At 68.7% G+C, this 20,255-nt stretch carries 16 protein-coding genes; 11 read left to right on the top strand and 5 right to left on the bottom strand.

The window, feature by feature from the left end:
* Positions 1-4 precede the first annotated feature (4 nt).
* Positions 5-1,141, bottom strand: a complete 1,137-nt coding sequence (locus SB751_RS12040; protein ID WP_144196927.1) for an acyl-CoA dehydrogenase family protein — start codon at positions 1,139-1,141, stop codon at positions 5-7.
* A gap of 247 nt (positions 1,142-1,388) precedes the next feature.
* Between SB751_RS12040 and SB751_RS12035 the strand changes: the two genes are divergently transcribed.
* Genes SB751_RS12035 through SB751_RS12025 form a run of 3 tightly spaced genes read left to right on the top strand, consistent with a single transcriptional unit; the run spans position 1,389 to position 4,620 of the window.
* On the top strand, positions 1,389-2,528 hold the full coding sequence (locus tag SB751_RS12035; protein WP_410748083.1) for an acyl-CoA dehydrogenase family protein: 1,140 nt from the start codon (positions 1,389-1,391) through the stop codon (positions 2,526-2,528).
* A 46-nt stretch (positions 2,529-2,574) separates the two neighbouring features.
* Positions 2,575-3,762, top strand: a complete 1,188-nt coding sequence (locus SB751_RS12030) for a lipid-transfer protein (RefSeq protein WP_144196925.1) — start codon at positions 2,575-2,577, stop codon at positions 3,760-3,762.
* A 27-nt stretch (positions 3,763-3,789) separates the two neighbouring features.
* Complete coding sequence (locus SB751_RS12025; RefSeq protein ID WP_144196924.1) at positions 3,790-4,620, top strand: SDR family NAD(P)-dependent oxidoreductase; 831 nt, start codon at positions 3,790-3,792, stop codon at positions 4,618-4,620.
* A 75-nt stretch (positions 4,621-4,695) separates the two neighbouring features.
* Here the strand turns inward: SB751_RS12025 and SB751_RS12020 are convergent, their stop codons facing one another.
* The 3 genes from SB751_RS12020 to SB751_RS12010 all read right to left on the bottom strand — a co-directional run bounded on the left by SB751_RS12020 (position 4,696) and on the right by SB751_RS12010 (position 9,727).
* The gene (locus tag SB751_RS12020) at positions 4,696-5,616 is read right to left on the bottom strand and encodes a TauD/TfdA dioxygenase family protein (RefSeq protein ID WP_144196923.1); all 921 of its coding nucleotides are present in this window, start codon (positions 5,614-5,616) and stop codon (positions 4,696-4,698) included.
* A 59-nt stretch (positions 5,617-5,675) separates the two neighbouring features.
* Complete coding sequence (locus tag SB751_RS12015; RefSeq protein WP_092297031.1) at positions 5,676-6,761, bottom strand: Zn-dependent alcohol dehydrogenase; 1,086 nt, start codon at positions 6,759-6,761, stop codon at positions 5,676-5,678.
* A 158-nt stretch (positions 6,762-6,919) separates the two neighbouring features.
* On the bottom strand, positions 6,920-9,727 hold the full coding sequence (locus tag SB751_RS12010) for a LuxR C-terminal-related transcriptional regulator (protein WP_144196922.1): 2,808 nt from the start codon (positions 9,725-9,727) through the stop codon (positions 6,920-6,922).
* A 283-nt stretch (positions 9,728-10,010) separates the two neighbouring features.
* Here SB751_RS12010 and SB751_RS12005 point away from each other — a divergent pair, with 283 nt between their 5' ends.
* The 8 genes from SB751_RS12005 (at position 10,011) to SB751_RS11970 (ending at position 18,825) form a co-directional block, all read left to right on the top strand.
* Entirely contained in the window at positions 10,011-10,973 is a 963-nt protein-coding gene (locus SB751_RS12005; RefSeq protein WP_410748082.1) for a tripartite tricarboxylate transporter substrate binding protein, read from the top strand.
* Between the two features lie 88 nt (positions 10,974-11,061).
* Entirely contained in the window at positions 11,062-12,180 is a 1,119-nt protein-coding gene (locus SB751_RS12000; RefSeq protein ID WP_211943567.1) for a CaiB/BaiF CoA transferase family protein, read from the top strand.
* A 13-nt stretch (positions 12,181-12,193) separates the two neighbouring features.
* Positions 12,194-12,850, top strand: coding sequence for a hypothetical protein (locus SB751_RS11995; RefSeq protein ID WP_144196919.1), 657 nt, complete (start codon positions 12,194-12,196; stop codon positions 12,848-12,850).
* A 284-nt stretch (positions 12,851-13,134) separates the two neighbouring features.
* Positions 13,135-14,283 (top strand): porin, encoded by a 1,149-nt coding sequence (locus SB751_RS11990; RefSeq protein WP_313816119.1) that lies wholly within the window; start codon positions 13,135-13,137, stop codon positions 14,281-14,283.
* A gap of 97 nt (positions 14,284-14,380) precedes the next feature.
* Positions 14,381-14,983 (top strand): DUF2889 domain-containing protein, encoded by a 603-nt coding sequence (locus SB751_RS11985; RefSeq protein ID WP_410748081.1) that lies wholly within the window; start codon positions 14,381-14,383, stop codon positions 14,981-14,983.
* Between the two features lie 201 nt (positions 14,984-15,184).
* Positions 15,185-16,033: a presqualene diphosphate synthase HpnD gene (gene hpnD, locus SB751_RS11980; RefSeq protein WP_410748080.1), complete on the top strand. Its 849-nt coding sequence runs from the start codon at positions 15,185-15,187 to the stop codon at positions 16,031-16,033.
* 78 nt (positions 16,034-16,111) lie between these two features.
* The gene (gene shc / locus SB751_RS11975) at positions 16,112-18,130 is read left to right on the top strand and encodes a squalene--hopene cyclase (RefSeq protein ID WP_144196915.1); all 2,019 of its coding nucleotides are present in this window, start codon (positions 16,112-16,114) and stop codon (positions 18,128-18,130) included.
* Complete coding sequence (locus tag SB751_RS11970; RefSeq protein ID WP_410748079.1) at positions 18,127-18,825, top strand: phosphorylase; 699 nt, start codon at positions 18,127-18,129, stop codon at positions 18,823-18,825. Before shc ends, SB751_RS11970 begins: the two co-directional genes overlap by 4 nt.
* Before the next feature lie 33 nt (positions 18,826-18,858).
* Here SB751_RS11970 and SB751_RS11965 read toward each other — a convergent pair whose 3' ends face one another.
* A complete protein-coding gene (locus SB751_RS11965) occupies positions 18,859-20,109 on the bottom strand; it encodes an Hsp70 family protein (RefSeq protein WP_144196913.1) in 1,251 nt (416 codons plus the stop codon).
* Positions 20,110-20,255 lie beyond the last annotated feature (146 nt).

Genomic DNA, 20,255 nt, shown 5'->3' with positions numbered 1-20,255 from the left:
TTGCTTACATCTTGCGCGTGATGAGCTCACGCATGACTTCGTTGGAACCACCATAGACGCGCGCGATGCGCATGTCCACGAACGCCCGGGCGATCGGGTATTCGAGCATGTAGCCGTAGCCACCGTGCAGCTGCACCATGTCGTCGATGCACTTCCACAGCACTTCCGTGGAGTACAGCTTGGCGATGGCGGCCTCCTCGCCCGAGAGGCCCCGGCGCATGTGCTCGGCCAGGTAGTAGTCCACCATCGTGCGCAGCGCCACGGCATTGGCCTTGATGTCGGCGAGCTTGAACCTGGTGTTCTGGAAGTCCCAGATCGTGCCGCCGAAGGCCTTACGGTCCTTTACATACTCGACGGTCTGGGCGAGCAGACGCTCCAGCTTGGAGGCGGCGCCCACGGCGATGATGAAGCGCTCCTGCGCCAGGTCGTGCATCAGGTAGCCGAAGCCCTTGTTAACCTCGCCCAGCAGGTTGCTGGCCGGCACGCGCACGTTGTCGAAGAACAGCTCGGCGGTGTCCTGCGAGTGCATCCCCACCTTGTGCAGCTTGCGGCCGCGGCGGAAGCCCTCGCGGTTGGTCTCCACCATGATCAGGCTCACGCCCTTGGCGCCGGCCGCCGGGTCGGTCTTGCAGACCACCATCACCATGTCCGAGATAAAGCCGTTGGAGATAAAGGTCTTGCTGCCGTTGATGACCCACTCGTCACCATCGCGGACCGCCGTGGTGCGGCACGCCTTGACGTCCGAGCCGCCGCCCGGCTCGGTGATCGCCACGGCGAGAATGGTTTCGCCGGCGCAGACGCCCGGCAGCCAGCGCTGCTTCTGCTCTTCGGTACCCAGGCGCGCAATGTACGGCGCGACGATGTCCGAATGCAGGCCGAAGCTCACGCTGACGCCCACGTGGGCCATTTCCTCGGCGATGATCGCCGCATGGCCGAAGTCGCCGCCGCCACCGCCGTACTCTTCCGGCAGCGAGGTGCCCAGCAAGCCTTCGCGGCCGGCCTTCTGCCAGGTCTCGCGGTCGACGATACCGTCGGCCAGCCAGGTTTCCTGACGCGGCAGACATTCGCGCTCCAGGAAACGGCGCACGGTGGTGCGGAACTGCTCGTGATCTTCACGATAAACGTTACGAACGACTTCCACGCAGACTCTCCTGTTCGAAATGGGTAAGCGCCTGGCAGCTCCCGGGCTACCCGCGGTGAGCGGAATGATGCGGGGCCGCATCGCGCACCACCCCTCCCCGAATCGGGTAGTCGCTACCTCCCCGCCCGCGCCGCCGCGTCCCTCCCCAAACCGGGGAGGCCGTGCCCCCCTGTCTCCCCGCCATCATCTCCGTCAGGCCGCGTGCCCCCAACGCCGCGCCGACCATAACCAGAAGAGGAGGTGTGCCGTGGAAGTAACCCGTACCGTTTTCCGTGAGGACCACGAAATGCTCCGCGAGAGTGCGCGGCGCTTCTTCGAGCGCGAATGCGCCCCGCGCCAGGCGCAGTGGGACGCGGACGGCCGCGTAGACCGCGAGACCTGGCTGAAGGCCGGCCGCGAAGGACTGCTCTGCGTGGCCATCCCCACCGAATATGGCGGCGGGGGCGGCGACTTCGGCCACTCGGCGGTGGTGCTCGAGGAAACGCACCGCGCCGGGATCTCGGGCTCGGGGTTTTCCCTGCACTCGGACATCGTGGCGCCGTACATCGCGCGGCTGGGCACCGAAGAGCAGAAGCAGCGCTGGCTGCCGGGCGTCTGCGCCGGCGAAACCATTCTCGCCGTGGCGATCACCGAGCCGGGCGGCGGCTCCGACGTCAAGGCGTGCCGCACCACGGCGGTCCGGGACGGCGACGAGTGGGTCATCAACGGCAGCAAGACGTTCATCTCGAACGGCACCAGCGCCGACATGATCATGGTGATCTGCAAGACCGATCCGGCGGCCGGCGCCAAGGGCGTGAGCCTGATCATGGTGGAGACCAACCGCGCAGGCTTCCGCCGGGGCCGCAAGCTCCAGAAGGTAGGCCAGCCCGCCGCGGACACTGCCGAACTGTTCTTCGACAACGTGCGCGTGCCGGCCAGCAACCTGCTCGGCGAACTGAACCAGGGCTTCGGCTACCTGATGCAGGAGTTGGCCCAGGAACGCCTGATCATCGCGCTCTACGCCGCCGTGGCGCTGGAGCGCCTGCTCGGCATCACGGTGGAATACGTCAAGGACCGCAAGGCCTTCGGCGGCACGATCTGGGACTTCCAGAACACCCGCTTCAAGCTGGCCGACGCCAAGGCGCACGCCGTGGCCATCCGCACCATGGTCGACTACTACCTCGGCGAGCACCTGCGCCGCAAGCTGACTGTGAACGAGGCGGCCATCGCCAAGATGCACGCCACCGAGACACTGTGGAAATGCCTGGACGATATGGTCCAGCTCCACGGCGGCTACGGCTACATGATCGAGTACCCCATCGCGCGGGCCTTTACCGACTACCGCGTCTCGCGCGTGGTGGGCGGCGCCAACGAGGTCATGCGCGACCTGATTGCCCGCAAGCTGTAACAGCCGGCGGCATCCATCCCTATACATCAGTGAGCAGAGGAAAAACATGAGCGAGAAAGTCATCATCGGCGGCGTGGGCATGATCCCGTTCGCAAAGCCCGGCGCGAGCGCCAGCTACACCGACATGGGCGCCGAAGCCGTGCGCCGCGCGCTGGCCGACGCCGGCATCGGCTACGAGCTGGTCCAGCAGGCTTACGCGGGGTACGTCTACGGCGACTCCACCTGCGGCCAGACCGCGCTGTACGAGGTGGGCCTCACCGGCATTCCCATCGTCAACGTCAACAACAACTGCTCGACGGGTTCCACCGCGCTGTACCTCGCCCGCCAGGCCGTGGCGCTGGGCGATGCCGACTGCGTGCTGGCGCTCGGCTTCGAGCAGATGCAGGCCGGCGCGCTGAAGTCCCACTGGGACGACCGCCCGCCCACGCGCGCGCGCTTCCAGCCGATCCTCAAGAAGCTGACCGAGGACGTTACGGACATTCCCCAGGCACTGCGCAGCTTCGGCGGCGCAGGCCGCGAGCACATGCAGCGCTACGGCACGCGCATGGAGACCTTTGCCGCCATCCGCGCCAAGGCCAGCCGCCACGCCGCCAACAACCCGCTGGCGCTGTTCCGCAACGTGCTGACCACCGAAGACGTGATGAACGACAAGGTGATGTGGCCCGGCGTGATGACCCGCCTGATGGCCTGCCCGCCGACGTGCGGCGCCGCCGCCGCGCTGATCGTCTCGGAGCGCTTTGCCCGCAAGCACAACCTGCGTTCGGATGTGGTCATCGTGGCCCAGTCGATGACGACGGACCCGGTGGAATCGTTCGATCCGCCCTCGATGATCAGCTACGTCGGTGGCCATATGGCCCGCGCCGCCGCGCAGCAGGTGTACGAGCGCGCCGGCGTCGGTCCGCAGGACATCGACGTATGCGAGCTGCATGACTGCTTCGCACAGAACGAGCTGCTGAGCTACGAGGCGCTCGGCTTCTGTCCCACCGGAGAGGGCGAGAAGTTCGTGATGGACGGCGACAACACCTACGGCGGCAAGGTCGTGACCAACCCGTCCGGCGGCCTGCTGTCCAAGGGGCACCCGCTCGGCGCCACCGGGCTGGCCCAGTGCTACGAACTGACCCACCAGCTGCGCGGCACGGCCGACAAGCGCCAGGTCGAAGGCGCGCGCCTTGCCCTGCAACACAACCTCGGTCTTGGCGGCGCGTGCGTGGTCACGCTCTACGGCAAGAACTGACGCTACCCACTTCAAGGAGTCCACGACATGAGCAAGAAACTGGAAGGCAAGGTCGCCATCGTCACCGGCGCGGGACGCGGCATCGGCCGCTGCATCGCGCTGAAATTCGCCAATGAAGGCGCCAGCGTGGTCGTCAACGACCTCGACGCCGCACCGGCCAACGAAGTCGTGGCGGAGATCCGCGCCGCCGGCGGCCAGGCGCTGGCCTTTCCGTGCAACGTCACGGCGCCGGACTTCGGCGACCGCCTCGTCAAGGCCACGCTGGAAGCCTTCGGCGGCATCGACATCATCGTCAACAACGCCGGCTACACCTGGGACAACGTGATCCAGAAGATGAGCGACGAGCAGTGGGACGCGATCATCGATTGCCATCTGAAGGCGCCCTTCAACCTGCTGCGCGCCGCCCAGCCCTACTTCCGCGAGGCCAGCAAGGCCGAGGCGGCGGACGGCCGCGAGGTGTTCCGCAAGGTGGTCAATATCTCGTCGACCTCCGGCACGCAGGGCAACGCCGGACAGGTCAACTACTCGGCCGCCAAGGCCGGCGTGATGGGCATGACCAAGACGCTGGCCCGGGAATGGGGCCGCATGAAGGTCAACGTCAACTGCGTGGCCTTCGGCTTCATCGCCACGCGCCTGACCGAGCCGACCGCCGAGGAGAAGACCGTCAGTATCGAAGGGCGCGACATCAAGGTCGGCGTGAACCCGGACCGCATCGTCCAGGCCAGCAAGGAAATCGCGCTGGGCCGCCCGGGCACGCCCGAGGAAGCCGCCGGTTCGGTCTTCATGTTCTGCATCCCCGAGTCCGACTACGTCACCGGCCAGACCATCATCTGCGGCGGCGGGCGCGGCGGGTTCTGATCCCCACGCTCCAATGAGAACGGGGCGCATGCCACTGCGGCATGCGCCCCGTTTTTCATTCCCTGCCCCGCGCGCTCAGACCGGGCGGTCCCCGATGATGGTGGCGCGGTTCATATGGCGCGGCGCCGGAAAGTAGTCCTGCACCGCATAGTGCTGCGTGGAGCGGTTGTCCCACAGCGCGATGGTGTCCGGCTCCCACTTCAGGCGCACCTGATACTCGGGCGCGGCGGCCTGGCGGAACAGGTATTGCAGCAGGTCCAGCTCGGCCGGGCGGAAATCGGAGCCGATGCGGTACGGCTGTACCTTGCTGAAATTGTCGAAATGGGTGGTGAAGCCTTCGTTGACGAACAGGATCTTCTCGCCAGTCTCCGGATGGGTGCGCACTACCGGATGCACCATCGGCGGATACTTCTTGCGCAGTTCCTCGACCTTGGCATCGGAGAGGGCCTGGCCGAAGGTCGGCATGGCGTCATGCACGGCGCGCAGCCGGGCGATCTTCGCCTTCATCTCGTCCGGCAGGTTCTCGTACGCCGCCACCATGTTCACCCAGATGGTGTCGCCGCCCACCTCGGGGCAGCTCACGCATCGCAGCATCGAACCCATCGACGGCACCTCGCGCCACGTCACGTCGGAGTGGTAGAGGTTCTCGCGGCCACGCGCGCTGCCGTCACGGCCAAACACCACCAGTTCCGGGTGCTCCGGATGATGCGGGATCATCGGATGCACCTCCAGCTCGCCAAAGCGGCGTGCCACGGCCACGTGCTGTGCCGGCGTGATGTGCTGGTCGCGGAAGAACAGCACCTTGAACTTCAGAAGCGCGCGGCGCAGGGCGAGGTAGGTCTCGTCGTCGAGCGGCCGGGCGAAGTCGATGCCGGTAATCTCGGCACCGATCGCGGGGGTAGAACGGCGCACGCCAAACGGCCAGGATTCGGTGTCCTGGGCGTTGGTCCGCGCAGGGGGCGCGTCTTCGGCGACGGCGGTTGCTGCAGGTTGCATGGTTGTCTCCTCGTTTTATCGTCGTGGGAATGCAGCCCCGCGCGGACGTGCGGGGCGGTTTAGCTGTCGAACACGATCACCGAGCGCGCCAGTTCGCCGCGCCGCAGCTCGTCGAAGGCCTCGTTGATCTGTTCGAGCCGCAGGCGGCGCGAAATCATCTGGTCGAGATGCAGCTTGCCCGCCATGTAGAAATCGACAAGGCGCGGCATATCCACCGGAAAGCGGTTGGAGCCCATCATCGAGCCCTGGATACGGCGCTCGTACAGCAGGTGGAACGGGTCGATCTCCAGCTTGGTGCCCGGCTTGATCATGCCGATGACCGTGGCGGTGCCGCCGCGCCGCAGCATGCCGAAGGCCTGCTCGGCGGTGGCTTTCAGGCCGATGCACTCGAAGGCGTGGTGCACGCCCTGCCCGGTCAACTCGCGCACGGCCGCGACCACGTCGATGTCCTTCGCCTGGATCAGGTCCGTGGCGCCGAACTGCCGCGCCAGTTCCAGCTTGCTGTCGAGCATGTCGATGGCGATGATCCGCCCGGCCCCGGCCAGCGCCGCGCCGTTGATCGCCGCCAGGCCGATGCCGCCGCAGCCGATCACGGCAACCGTCTCGCCGGGCGCCACCTTGGCGGTATTGACCACCGCGCCGGTGCCGGTGGTGATGGCGCAGCCGATCAGCGCGGCGCGGTCCAGTGGCATGTCGCGCCGGATTGCCACGCAGGCGTGTTCGTGCACGAGCATCTGCTCGGCGAAGGCCGACAGGTTGGCGAACTGCGGCATCGGCTTGTGCTGGTACGCCAGACGCGGCTCATCGCCCTTGGACCGGCGGGTGTCGGGGGACTCGCACAGCGACAGGTGCCCGGTCAGGCAGTGCTCGCAGTGCCCGCAGTAGACCGACAGGCAGGTCACCACGTGGTCGCCCGGCTTGACCGTACGCACCTCCGAGCCCACCTGCTCGACCACGCCGGCGGCCTCATGGCCCAGCACCACCGGCGCCGGGTGCGGAAACACGCCGTCGACGAAATGGAGGTCGGAATGGCAGACGCCGACGGCGCGGGTGCGAATCAACACCTCGCGCGGGCCGGGCTTGGCGATGGCGATGTCCTCAATACTGAGGGGTTGGCCGGGACGATGGAATACCGCAGCTTTCATGGCTGAACCTCTAAATGCGATGGGACGGACAAACAGGCGGGCATGCCAGAAGAGATGCCGGAAGGACGCCCGCCCACGGATCTGGACGTTACAGCGGTGCGACGGCGTCACCCCTCCCCGGTACGGGGGGGGGTGGCGGTGCAGCAGGACGGCGGGGACTACGGAGCAGGCTGACGGCTGCCGGATGGCTTGCCGCCGGCGGGCGCATCGGCGGCGAGGTCGCGCAGCAGGGCCACCGCCTCGTCGCGCCCGCTCACGCCCAGTTTCATGAAGATATTCTTGAGGTGCCACTTCACCGTCTCGGGCGAGACCGCCAGCGTGCGCGCCACCATCTTGTTCGACATCGCCTGGGAGATCAAGGTCAGCACTTCGGTCTCGCGCTCGCTCAGGGCCTTGATCGGCGCCGAGCGGCGGGCCGGCGCGGCCGGCGCCTGGCGCTCGCGCCAGCGGCCCGACGCCTCGAGCAGCCGCTTCGTATAAAACGCCAGTACGGGGTCGAGCGTGCCTTCGGCCAGCACCGTGCGCAGCAGCGTGACGCCGCCCGAGGTGGCATCGAGCAGACTGCGCAGCAGGCCCAGCCGGTGGCCAAGACGGAGCGCCTCGACCAGATGTTCGCGCGCGGCACGGCCATTGCCCCGGCCGTTCTCGGCCACCGCGCATTGCATATGGACGATGGCGCCATGCCGGCCGCGCGACGCCAGCACCGGGCTGGAGAGCATCGGCTGGAGCCGGGCCAGCGCCCCGTCGAAATCATGTCGATGCAGGCACAGGCCGATGCAGGCCAGCTGCGCGTGCGCCGCAATCTCCCATACATCGGTCCGGCCCGCGTTGACGGCGGCCAGCTTGCGCACGCGCTCGATGGTTGCCTCGGCCAGATCGGTCTCGCCTTCGCGCAACTGCCAGCGCGAGCGCACGTTGAGCGCCATTACCAGCAGGCGGTCGAGGTTGTTGCGCACCGCGTAGTCCTCCAGGCGGTCCAGGCAGGCCGCGGCCTCCAGGCGCCGGCCCGCCACGCGGTGCGACAGCGACAGCATCAGCAGCGCGCGCAGCGTGGCATCCGGCACCGACACGGTTTCCAGCTGGCCGATCCACCGCTCCAGCAGCGTGCAGACGGCGTCGATCTCGTTGAGTTCGTAGAACGTCTCGCTCAGCAGCACCGCTGCCATGTGCGCCACGCCGACGTACTCGGAACCAAGCTGGTCGGCCTCGTGCAGCACCTGCCGGAACACGGGCTCGGCCTGCAGCATCCTGCCTTCGATCGACAGGCTCAGGCCGGACAGGCATCGCCCGATCAGGTTGCTGAGCATGCCGCCGCCGCCATGATGCGTGCCATCGGCCAGGATCTGGCGGGCGCGCTCGTACTCACCACGGTGCATGTGCAGCCAGCCCAGCACGTTGGCGCGCGAGGTCAGCACGAAATCGTCGGCATCGGGCGGCGCGGCTTCCAGCTCGGGCAGCAGGGCCACGGCCGCGCCGATATCGTCGCGCATCAGCGCCATGGCGCCGCGCAGCACGATGACCGAGAAGCGCTCGCGGGCGCCCAGCGCGGCGGCCTGCGCCTCCAGCCGGGGGATGGCCCGCGTGGTGGCGTCCAGCCTGAGCGAGCGCAAATCCACGTGGGCCTGCATCAGCTGCAGCGCGAAGCGCGACTCGATCTGCGCGACGGGCAGCAGGCGCAGCAGGCCGCTCAGCTGGCGGAAACTGCCGCGCGCGAGCAGCTCGGGCGCGCAGGTCTGGATGGCGTCGGCCGCCGCGCCGGCCTCGCCAGCCATCACCGCGTGCCGGACCGCCTCCTCCACCTGCCCGCGCTGCTCGAACCAGCGCCACGCCGCCGCGTGCAGCGCATGCTGCCGGGCCTGCGGCATGCGCGCCACGCGCGCCAGCAGCACCTCGCGCAACAGCGGGTGCAGCCGATACCAGCTTTCATGGTCGTGGCCGCTGACCTGGATGATGAACAGGTTGCTGCTGTCCAGCCGCACCAGCCGGGTGGTCATGCGCGCCACGGCGCGCGGCTCGCCCACCAGCGTGGCGCACAGCGGCGCGCAGAAGCGGCTGCAGATGGCCACGCAGGTCAGCAGCTCCTGGTCGTCCGTGCCGAGCTGGCGCAGCACCTCGTGCTCGAAATAGTCGGCAAAGGCGCTGGCGTCGCGCAGCGTGCTGGTGGAACCGGGGAAGAAGCCCGGCGTGCCGGTGCCTTGCTTGGCCTTGATGTCGAGCGCAAACAGCTGCAGGCCGGCGATCCAGCCATCGGTCAGCTCGTGCAGGCGGCGCGCGTCACGCGGCGAGATCTCGCCGAGTTGATCGCGCAGGTAGGCTTCGGACTCCTCGGGGCTGAAGCGCAGGTCGCGCAGGTCCAGCGTGGCCACCAGCCCCTGCGAATCCAGGCGCGCCAGCGAGAGCGGCAACGCGGCGCGCGAACAGAGCACGATGTGCAGGTGCGGCGGCGCATAGTCGAACAGCCATTGCAGCATCTGCCAGATGCGGGCGTCCTCGAGGAGGTGCACATCGTCCAGGATCAGCACGAGGTCGCGCGGCTGCGCGGCGATAGCCTCGATCAGCGTGACCACCCAGTGCTCGATGGCCGAGGCATCGCTGCCGTCGCCCACCAGGGTCGCCGCGTCGCGGACGATTTCGGCATCGATCAGGCCGATGCTGGCGAGCAGGCAATCGAAGAAGCGGGCCGGATCGTCGTCCTCCTCGGACAAGGACAGCCACGCCACCTCGAAGCCGAGCGACACCAGCGACTGGCGCCAGCTGACCAGCGCGGACGTCTTGCCGCACCCAGCCGGCCCCTGCACGATTACGCAACGCTTGTGCCGCGCTTCGAGCAGGCGCGCCGCGAGGACCTCCCGCGCCAGCGGGCGGCGGGCGGGCCGTGGCGGTACCAGCTTGGTACCGGCGATGGGCTCGAAGTTGCGCGCGGAAGCCTCCGACAATGGCTTCGGCGCCGGGTCATACGAAGACATGTCGTCGATTGTGCCGGGCTCGTCACCCAGGCAGGATTCTGCGCGATGGGAACCCCGCATTATAGAGACGCGGCAGCATGCGGACCATCGGGGTCAGTCTGGAGGCCGCACCGCGCCTGGGTTTCCGGCGCGCGTGGGGGGCCGGGCCTCCCCAACGTCCACCCGGACCGGGTGGGTCGTGACGCGCACGCGCCGTGCATGATGGCGTCGGCGGCAGGGACCCCCTTCCCGCCACAGCGCCAAAACACGATGCGCGGCCCGACCGCGCCGACCAGGAGACAGAATGTTCAAGAAGACCTGCATGCTCGTGCTGGCATGCCTCGCCCAGGCCGCGGCCGCGCAGTCGCCCTACCCCAACCGCCCGATCACCTTCGTCCTGCCATTCACCCCGGGCGGCGCCGCCGACATCGTCTCCCGCGCGCTCGCCGACGACATGGGCAAGCGCCTAGGCCAGCCGGTCATCGTCGAGAACCGCCCGGGCGCGTCCGGCATGATCGGCACGAATGTGGTGGCCAAGGCACCTGCCGATGGCTACACGGTCAGCATCACGCTGACCCAGGCGATTCTCAACAATCAGTTCCTGTATACGAAGCTGCCATACGACACCCGCAAGGAACTGGCCTTCGTCACCGAGATCTGCACCGCCGGCGTGCTGCTGGTGGCCACCCCGCACGTGCCGGCCAAGGACGTGAAGGAGCTGCTGGACTGGACCGCGCACCACCGCGCCAGCTTCGGCTCGTGGGGGGTAGGGTCCTACGGCCATCTGGTCAGCTCGCACCTGGCCCGCACGCGCAAGGCCGACATCACGCACGTGGCCTACAAGGGCGAGGCGCCGATGATCCAGGACCTCGTGGGCGGCCAGATCGACCTCGCCTTCGTCTCGGCCTTCGCCGCCAAGCCGTTCGTCGAGACGGGCAAGCTCAACGTGCTGGCGGTGGCGTCGGACCGCCGCCTGCCCGGCCTGCCCAACGTGCAGACGCTGGCCGAGGCCGGCCTGACCGACCCGGAGTTCCAGGTCACCGGCCGCGTGGTGATGATGGTGCCGGCCAACACGCCCGCCCCGGTCGTCGAAAAGCTGGAAAGTGCCGCACGCGCCGCGATTGCCTCCGAGCCGATCCGCACCCGCATGCGCGCCATCGCCATGGAGCCGATCGGCAACAGCAGCAAGCAGGCGCTGGCCAACTACGAGGCGATGTACCCGGTGCAACAGCGGCTGGTGGTGAGCACGGGCGCCCGGCTGGACTGACCCCCGCTACCTACCCGATGCGGGGGGGAGGGGGTGGGAGGGCCTGACCGTAACCTAGGCCCCTCCCTTCATCCAACGGTAGAAACACATGTTGTCTGGCATCAGGATCGTGGAAATCTGCGGTATCGGCCCGGGGCCGTTTTGCGCCATGCATCTGGCGGACCTCGGCGCGGATGTGATCGCAGTAGAACGCAGCCTGCCCGGCGAGAGCACGCCGCCCCCGGCAGGCAATGTGATCAACCGCGGCAAGCGCTCGGTCGTGGCCGACCTCAAGACGCCGGAAGGCCGCGAACTGGTGCTGCGCCTGATCGAGGACGCCGACGCGCTGATCGAAGGCATGCGCCCCGGCGTGATGGAGCGCCTGGGCCTGGGCCCCGATGTCTGCCACGCACGCAATCCCCGCCTGGTCTACGGCCGCATGACCGGCTGGGGCCAGTCCGGCCCGATGGCGCAGGCCGCGGGGCACGACAACAACTACATTTCGCTGTCCGGCGCGCTGTACTACAACGGCGGGCCGGTCGAGCCGCCCTCCTCCGCCATCACCGTGGTGGGCGATATCGGCGGCGGCGCGCTGTACCTGGCCATCGGCCTGCTGTCCGGCATCCTCAACGCGCGCGCTACCGGCAAGGGCACGGTGGTCGATGCGGCCATCGTGGACGGCTCGGCGCACATGCTGCAACTGCTGCTCGCCACGCAGTCCAAAGGCTTCGTCACCGGCCAGCGCGGCGACAACATCTTCGACAGCTCGCACTTCTACGCCACCTACCGCTGCGCGGACGGGCACTGCATCACGGTGGGGTCGATCGAGCCGCAGTTCTACGCGCTGCTGCTGGAAAAGCTCGGCGTGGCCGAGGATCCGCGCTTCGCACGGCAGTGGGACCGCAAGCGCTGGCCGGAACTGCACCGCCACTTCGCGGAACTGTTCGCCAGCCGCACCCGCGCCGAATGGCAAGCGCTGCTGGAGAACACGGACGTCTGCTTCGGCCCGGTGCTGAGCCCCGAGGAAGCAGCCAGGCACCCGCACAACGTGGCGCGTGGCGTCTACGTGGAGAGCGAAGGCCGGCTCCAGGCCGCGCCGGCGCCGCGCTTCGACGGCGAGGCGCGCAAGCCCGGCGCCATCCCGACGCATGGCCAGCATACGGCCGAGATCGCGGCAGGGCTGGCGCAAGGCGCCGCCAGCGTCTGGCGCTCTTCCGCCAAGGCCTGAGCGGAGCGTTGTCATGGCGAGTGCAACGCAACGCGGCGCCACGCCGCAACCGGCCGGCCGCCTCCAGCCGAAGCTGTCCGCGCTGATCGCGGAGGTACGCGCGGTGCGCGATGAACTGGACCGCACGCTGGCGCGGCATGGCATGCCCAGCCGTGACGCGGCGGCCTCGCGCGCGCGGTTGCTCGACCAGTGGATCCGGCAGGCACAGGGCCGGCGGCAGCTGGTCTGCCTCGCCTGCGGCGCGGAGCAGGGGCTGCTCCAGCAGGGGCACCTGGAAATCGGCCGGCGCACCGCCGCCGGTACCACGGACCGCGCCCTGCGCGCGCTGTACTGGGCCAGCGTGCAGCGCTGGAGCCGCGCGCCGGGCATCCGTCCGATGCGCGACGACACCCCGGCGACGTCTGCGGCAGCGCCATCGACATCGCCAGCCGTCGCGCCCGACATGTGCGGCGACTGCGACGACCTGCGCCAGGACATCCGCCGCTATACCCCGCATGCCGAACTGGCGCGGGACGGCGTCAACGAACCGCCCCGGCCCCATGGGGCGGCCGAATGCCGGTATCGCTGCGGCACCTGCGCCACGCAATGGGTGCGGCGCGTGCCGCCCTTCGAGCCGTTTGCTGTCTGGGCCGTGGTACCCGCCCGGCATGCGGCCCCGCTGTACCGCTGATGTTTTAAAGATTTTACGAACAGGCCCTCCATCGCTGGATGTCGGTTCCGGCGATGGCCTTTACTCCGACCCCAGGGTCGGATTTTTTTTGGGCGATGTTGGGAAAGACAGGGCGCGAAGGAGGTAAGGGTCTGCACGGATGGGTAGTGCGCAAATGCGACAGTCCGCCCATCCGGAGTGGGCAGGTTTCCGGGGCATCCGCGCTTTACTGTGCGTGCGCCGCGAAAGCGAACGCGCAACCAGCCAATGCGCTGGTTCCTAGAACGATAAGGAGACCCTCAAGCATGAAACGGAAGTTCATTACCCTGGCGGCGCTGGCCCCGCTCGCGATCACGGCCCATGCGCAGACGAGCGTCACGTTGTATGGCGTGGTCGATGGTTCCATCGAGTACGTCAACCGGGTCGCCGCCTCGGCCGCCACGCCCAACCAGGGCGGCAGCCGCGTCGGCATGCCCTCCGTGGGCGGCCTGTCCGCCTCGCGCTGGGGCCTGCGTGGTGTGGAAGACCTCGGCGCCGGCACCCAGGCGCTGTTCGTGCTCGAAAGTGGCTTCCAGTGGGATAGCGGCGCCCTGCAGGGCGTGCCGCTGTTCAATCGCCAGTCGTTCGTCGGCCTGCAGAACGCCAACTTCGGCAAGCTGACGTTTGGCCGCCAGTACACCTCGTTCTTCGAGGGCATGGCCAACTTCGCGCCGATGCGCTTCGCCGCCACCTACGAGCCGGGCATCTGGTGGATGGGCCTGAACTACCGCGAAGACAACATGGCCAAGTACATCGGCAAGTGGGGCCCGATCCAGGCCGCCGCGCACTTCTCGTTCGGCACCGGCGTGGCCGTGCAGAACGCCGCCATCGCCCTGGCCAACGGCGGCGCCGGCGAGGTGCCGGGCAACTTCAAGGACAACACCGGCTACGGCGCCTCGCTGATGTACCTGAACGGCTCCGGCCTGGGCCTGTCGATTGCCGCCGACGAATGGCGTCCGGCGGCGCAGATCGGCGCGCCGGGCAAGATGACCAAGCTCGGCGCGGCGGGCCTCTACAACACCGGCCCGTTCAAGTTCACGCTCGGCTATCGCTACAACAAGGGCGAGTTCGCCAGCGGCGCCACGCTGCTGCGTGACGACTACTGGTGGGCGGGCGTGAACTACCAGGCCACGCCGGCCTGGGGCCTCTCGCTGGCCTACTACTACGCGGACGTGAAGGGCGCGCGCGCCACGGCTACGGCGGCCGAGACCAATCCGCCCAATATGCAGCAGGTCACCTTCACCACCACCTACAACTTCAGCAAGCGCACCGACGTCTATATGTCGGTCGGCTACGCCCACAACGGCGGGCTGAGCTTCGACGGCCTGGCCACGGCCTACGCCTTCAAGTACCCGACCATGTCTGGCCAGCAGAACATGGTCGGCGTCACCATCGGCGTGCGCCAGATCTTCTGACCGGCCACCCCCGGCCACCCGTTCTTGGGGGGGCTCCCCACCCTCCCGGGAACGCATCATTCCTGAAAGACCCCCACCGCCCGAAGGAATGACACCCATGGCAAAAGAGGCACAAGACACGACGCCCCCCGGTCGTACGCTGCGGCACACCCGCAATATCCAGTGCCGCGGCTACCTGCGCGACGATGGGCGCTACGACATCGAGGCCGAGATGCAGGACATCTCCGCCGTTGCCACCGAGCTGCCGTTCACCGACCTGCCCGCCGGCGGCCACCTGCACCGGATGCACCTGACCATGACGATCGATGCCGGCCTGGTGATCCACCACTTCGCCGCCCGCACCGAGACCGGCCCCACCCCCTACTGCGCCGACATCAACGCCGCCTACGCCACGCTGATCGGGCTGCGCATCGGCAAGGGCTTCAACCAGGAGGCCCGGCAACGGCTGGCCGGGGTGCGCGGCTGCACGCACCTGACCGACCTGCTCGGCCCGCTGGCCACCACGGCCATGCAGACCATGATGTCGATCCAGCGCGAGGAATCGCCCTGGCACACCAAGCTCCACGGCGATACGCCCCTGCCCCAGCCCTGGGTGCTGGGTACCTGCCACGCCTACCGCCTGGACGGCGAGGCCGCCCAGGTCATCTGGCCGATGCACCGCAGGGCGGCAGTGGTGCCGGAGACGACGGCGCAGGAGTGATGCACCATCCACATTTAGTGCCGCCCCCGTCACATGACTCGCCTGCAATGAAGTTGTTATAATCGCCCGACTTCGAAAAACTCCGAATCCGCGCAACGCCCGCGGCTCCGTCCGCACAGCGCCATCCCGCAGTTTCCATGGCAGTCCACCGGACGGCGTCTGACAGGCCCCGCGGACCCGACAAGCGTGCCGAGGAAATCCGTGGCCGGTACTGAAATCGCAACGCCAGGCGCCCCGCTCGCGGGACCCGCCGTGTCATCGGGCAGCTCGTTCCACACGGCCATGCGCATCCTGCCCGTCTCCCAGCGGCAGGCCATGTTCGAGATCTACGCGTTTTGCCGCGCCGTGGACGATATTGCCGATGGCGACACCCAGCACGCCGACCGTCTGGCCGCGCTCGAGCAATGGCGCGCGGACATCGCCGCCTGCTACGCCGGCCGGGCGCCCGCCGCGCTGGAGCCGCTGAACGTGCAGATCCAGGCATTCCACCTCCAGCAGCAGGACTTCTGCGACGTCATCGACGGCATGATCATGGACGTGGTGGCGACCATCGTCGCACCGGACGCCGCCACGCTGGACACCTATTGCGACCGCGTGGCCAGCGCCGTGGGCCGGCTGGCCGTACGCGTGTTCGGCCTGGAAGAAGCGCCCGGCATTGCGCTGGCGCACCACCTGGGCCGCGCGCTGCAACTGACCAATATCCTGCGCGATATCGACGAGGACGCCGGCATCGGCCGCCTGTACCTGCCCGCCGAGGCGCTGGCCGCCGCCGGCATCCCGATCGGCACGCCGCACGCCGTGATCCATCACCCCGCCATCGGCACGGTCTGCCAGGGCCTCGCGCGGGAAGCCCAGGCCCACTACGACGCCTCCGCCGCCATCATGGCGCGCTGCCCGGCGCGCGTGGTGCGCTCGCCGCGCATCATGTTCGAGGTCTACCACGGCATTCTCACGCGCCTGCTGGCGCGTGGCTGGCAGCCGCCGCGCACGCGTGTGCGCGTGCCCAAGGCCAAGCTGGTGTGGATCCTGCTCCGGCATGCCATTGCCTGACCCGACACCCCTAATATGGAAGAGGAGGCGCGGCCGCTTGCCGCGCCATCCGTAGAGAGAGAAGTGCCCCCAGAATTGATGAACCAGGCCGCAACGATCACCCGCCCCGAATTCACCGCCACCGACGCGCTGGCTGCCAGCGTGAACCGGCTCGCCCAGCCTGCCCTGCCGGACCCGCTCGACGCCGGCATCGCCCATGCTGTGGATACCCTGCTCGCCCAGCAACAGGCCGATGGCCACTGGGTCTACGAGCTGGAAGCCGACGCCACCATCCCGGCCGAATACATCCTGATGGTGCATTACCTCGGCGAGCAGGCCGACCCGGTGCTCGAGGGCAAGATCGCCAACTACCTGCGCCGCATCCAGAACGCCGATGGCGGCTGGCCGCTGTTCCACGCCGGGGCCTCCGACATCAGCGCCAGCGTGAAGGGCTACTTCGCGCTCAAGATGGCCGGCGACGACCCCGAGGCCGCGCACATGCGCCGCGCACGGGCCGCCATCCACGGCATGGGCGGCGCCGAGGCGAGCAACGTCTTCACGCGCACCCTGCTGGCCCTGTACGGCGTGATGCCGTGGCAGGCCGTGCCGATGATGCCCGTGGAAATCATGCTGCTGCCGCAGTGGTTCCCGTTCCATCTCTCCAAGGTCTCGTACTGGGCGCGCACGGTGATCGTGCCGCTGCTGGTGCTGAACAGCCTGCGTCCGCGGGCGCGCAACCCGCGCAAGATCGGCATCGACGAACTGTTCCTGCGCCCGGCCCAGTCGACCCGGCTGCCGGCGCGCGCGCCGCACCAGAGCCCGCTCTGGGTGGGCGTGTTCCGCGCGCTGGACGCCGTGGTGCGCGTGGCCGAGCCGCTGTTCCCGCGCAGCCTGCGCGCGCGGGCCATCGAGCGCGCCCGCACGTTCACCGTGGAGCGCCTGAACGGCGAAGACGGCCTCGGCGCCATCTTCCCGGCGATGGTCAATTCGGTGCTGATGTTCGATGTGCTCGGCGTGCCCGCGAGCGATCCGGACCGCGCCATCGCGCGCCGTTCCATCGACAAGCTGCTGGTCGTCCGCGACGATGAAGCCTATTGCCAGCCCTGCCTGTCGCCGGTCTGGGACACTTCACTGGCCAGCCACGCGCTGCTGGAAGTGGGCGAGCCGCGCGCCATCGCCGCCGCCGCGCGCGGCCTGGACTGGCTGGTGCCGCTGCAGGAACTGAACCTCAAGGGCGACTGGATCGTGCGCCGCCCGGACGTGCGGCCCGGCGGCTGGGCCTTCCAGTACGCCAATGCCCACTACCCGGACGTGGACGACACCGCCGTGGTGGCCGCCGCAATGGACCGCGCCGACAAGGGCGACCGGACCGACCGCTACAAGACCGCCGTGGCGCGTGCCTGCGAGTGGGTCGTCGGCATGCAGAGCAGCAACGGCGGCTGGGGCGCCTTCGAGCCCGAGAACACCCATCTCTACCTGAACAACATCCCGTTCGCCGACCACGGCGCGCTGCTGGACCCGCCCACCGCCGATGTCTCGGCGCGCTGCCTGGCCATGCTCTGCCAGCTCGGCCAGATGCCGGCCAACAGCGAGCCCGCCGCGCGCGCGCTGCGTTACCTGCTGGACGAGCAGGAAGCGGACGGCAGCTGGTTTGGCCGCTGGGGCACCAACTATATCTATGGCACGTGGAGCGCGCTGTGCGGCCTGAACGCCGCCGGCATCGGCGCCAACGCGCCCGAGGTGCAGCGCGCGGCCAGGTGGCTGCTGTCGATCCAGAACCCGGACGGCGGCTGGGGCGAGTCCGGCGACAGCTACAAGCTCGACTATCGCGGTTACGAGCGCGCGCCGAGCACGGCGTCGCAGACCGCCTGGGCCATGCTGGGCCTGATGGCGGCCGGCGCCGGCGACCACCCGGCCGTGGTGCGCGGCGTGGAGTTCCTGCTGCGCACGCAGGCCAGCCATGGTTTCTGGGATGAGCCGTATTTCACGGCCGTGGGCTTCCCGCGCGTGTTCTACCTGCGCTACCACGGCTATGCACGCTTCTTCCCGCTGTGGGCGCTGGCGCGCTTCCGCAACCTGCTGCGCGAGGGTAACCACGCCGTGGCATGGGGCCTGTGAGCCCCGCCCACGCCCCCGTGCTGGCGGTGAGCGGCATGCGCTTCGAGGCGCAGATCGCCGCCGGCCCCGGTATCGAAACCCTGTACGGCCGCCGTGACGCCGCGCTAGCGCGGGCGCTGGACCAGGCCTTGAAGGATGGCCGCGCGGGCGGCTTCGCCGGCGTGATCAGCTTTGGCGTGGCGGGCGGGCTCGACCCGACGCTGCCGCCGGGCACGGTCATCGTGGCCACCGGCGTGCGCGCCGGCGCCGAATCGTTCCGCACCGACCCGTTCTGGAGTGCCGCGCTACGCCGCGCGCTGCCGCAGGCGGTGCCCGGCCTGCTGGCCGGCGCCGACACCGCCGTGACCACCGTGGCGGACAAGGCCGCGCTGCATGGCCTGCACGGCGCGCTGGCGGTGGACATGGAATCGCACATCGCCGCCCGTGCCGCCCAGGCGCACGGCCTGCCCTTCACCGCGCTGCGCGTGGTGGTGGACCCGGCCGACCGCCCCGTGCCACCGCTGGCCGTGGCCGGCATGGGCGCCGATGGCAGCACCGATATCGGCGCCATCCTCATCGGCCTGCTCAAGGCCCCCCATCACCTGCCGGGCCTGCTGCGCCTGGGCCAGGACGCCGCGGCAGCCCGCCGCGCGCTGCAAGCCGCCCGCCGGGCGCTGGGCGAGGAATTCGCCCTGCCTGCCTCGGCGCTGGCGTAGTACTCGTCCTAACCGGCAAACCGGCAAACCGGCTCACCCAAACTTGCGCGCCGCATCGCGCGCAAGGCCCGAGCCAATCCCGCCGAACAGATCCCCTTCCACGCGCTTGGCGCCCGGCAGCAGTTCCGCCAGGCGCTGGCGCAGCAGTGGCACGCTGCTGGAGCCGCCAGTGAACAGGATCGTATCGACCTGCTCCGCCGTGACGCCGGCCGTATCCAGCATGTGGCGTACCGTGCTCTCGGTCTTGGTCACCAGCTTGGCGATGGCACCATCGAAATCATCGCGCGTAATCAGCAACTGGGTGTCCGGGGCGATGCGGTGCAGGTCTACCCAGGTCTTTTCTTCCTCGGACAGCGCGATCTTGGCCGCCTCCACCTGGATGGCGAGCCAGTGGCCGGCGCGGTCCTTGATCAGGCGGATCAGCCGGTCCAGCTTCTCGGTCTCGGCGGCGTCGCGGTAGTTGTCCATCACCAGCGACCACGCCTTGCGCGTGTAGAGCAGGTTGATGGTGTGCCAGCTCGCCAGATCGAAATACTGGCTCGACGGCATTTCCTTGCCGTTGCGCAGCTGGCTGCCCAGCCCCAGCAGCGGCATGGCGCTGGCCAGGCTCAGTGCGCGGTCGAAGTCGGTCCCGCCGATATGGACACCGCCGTTGGCCAGGATGTCGGCCTTGCGGTCAAGCTTCCTGGCGCGGTCCGGCGACAGCCGCACCAGCGAAAAGTCGGAGGTACCGCCGCCGATGTCGGCCACCATCACCAGTTCCTCGCCCGAGATGCCCGCTTCGTAGTCGAACGCGGCAGCAATCGGCTCGTACTGGAACGCGATGTCCTGGAAGCCCGCCGCGCGGGCAATCTCGCCCAGCGTGTCCTCGGCCAACTGGTCGGCCTTGGGGTCTTCGTCGATAAAGAACACCGGCCGGCCCAGCACCGCCTTGGTGAACGTGGTGCCGGCGGCCTGTTCGGCGCGGCGTTTCAGTTCGCCGATGAAATGGGCCAGCAGCTGGCGGAAGGGCATGGCCTGGCCCATGACCTCGGTGCTGTCGTCCATCATCGACGTGCCGAGCAGGCTCTTGAGCGAGCGCATCAGCCGGCCCTCGTAGCCGGCCAGGTAGTCGCCCAGCGCGGCGCGCCCGTAGCTGACCAGCGGGTCCTCTGCGTGGAAGAAGATCACCGACGGCAGCGTGGTCTTGCCATCTTCCAGCGGCAACAGCACCGGCTGGTGGGGGCGCAGCCAGCCAACCGTGGAGTTGGAGGTGCCGAAGTCGAGACCGCAAGCGTGGGACATTGTTCTGCCTACCTTTGAATTCTGGGCCGCTATTGTAGTGGAGCCGGGCGACCCGGGCAGACGCAATGGCCATGCCCACCCCCTCGTCAATGCCGGCTTGACACCGCCCGCCGCGTCCTCCTATCCTTCGCGTGTTCCTTCTTTAA

Origin of the sequence: Cupriavidus sp. SIMBA_020 (assembly GCF_046535395.1) — a bacterium.
GTDB classification, from domain to species: domain Bacteria; phylum Pseudomonadota; class Gammaproteobacteria; order Burkholderiales; family Burkholderiaceae; genus Cupriavidus; species Cupriavidus campinensis.
The sequence above is the reverse complement of the archived record's forward strand: the minus strand, read 5'-3'. Positions and strand labels throughout refer to the sequence as shown.

Excerpts from the sequence above, each read along its gene's own strand:
- SB751_RS12030 (WP_144196925.1), top strand. The coding sequence starts at position 2,575 with ATGAGCGAGAAAGTCATCATCGGCGGCGTGGGCATGATCCCGTTCGCA.
- SB751_RS12025 (WP_144196924.1), top strand. The coding sequence starts at position 3,790 with ATGAGCAAGAAACTGGAAGGCAAGGTCGCCATCGTCACCGGCGCGGGA.
- SB751_RS12020 (WP_144196923.1), bottom strand. The coding sequence starts at position 5,616 with ATGCAACCTGCAGCAACCGCCGTCGCCGAAGACGCGCCCCCTGCGCGG.
- SB751_RS12015 (WP_092297031.1), bottom strand. The coding sequence starts at position 6,761 with ATGAAAGCTGCGGTATTCCATCGTCCCGGCCAACCCCTCAGTATTGAG.
- SB751_RS12010 (WP_144196922.1), bottom strand. The coding sequence starts at position 9,727 with ATGTCTTCGTATGACCCGGCGCCGAAGCCATTGTCGGAGGCTTCCGCG.
- SB751_RS12005 (WP_410748082.1), top strand. The coding sequence starts at position 10,011 with ATGTTCAAGAAGACCTGCATGCTCGTGCTGGCATGCCTCGCCCAGGCC.
- SB751_RS12000 (WP_211943567.1), top strand. The coding sequence starts at position 11,062 with ATGTTGTCTGGCATCAGGATCGTGGAAATCTGCGGTATCGGCCCGGGG.
- SB751_RS11995 (WP_144196919.1), top strand. The coding sequence starts at position 12,194 with ATGGCGAGTGCAACGCAACGCGGCGCCACGCCGCAACCGGCCGGCCGC.
- SB751_RS11990 (WP_313816119.1), top strand. The coding sequence starts at position 13,135 with ATGAAACGGAAGTTCATTACCCTGGCGGCGCTGGCCCCGCTCGCGATC.
- SB751_RS11985 (WP_410748081.1), top strand. The coding sequence starts at position 14,381 with ATGGCAAAAGAGGCACAAGACACGACGCCCCCCGGTCGTACGCTGCGG.
- shc (WP_144196915.1), top strand. The coding sequence starts at position 16,112 with ATGAACCAGGCCGCAACGATCACCCGCCCCGAATTCACCGCCACCGAC.
- SB751_RS11965 (WP_144196913.1), bottom strand. The coding sequence starts at position 20,109 with ATGTCCCACGCTTGCGGTCTCGACTTCGGCACCTCCAACTCCACGGTT.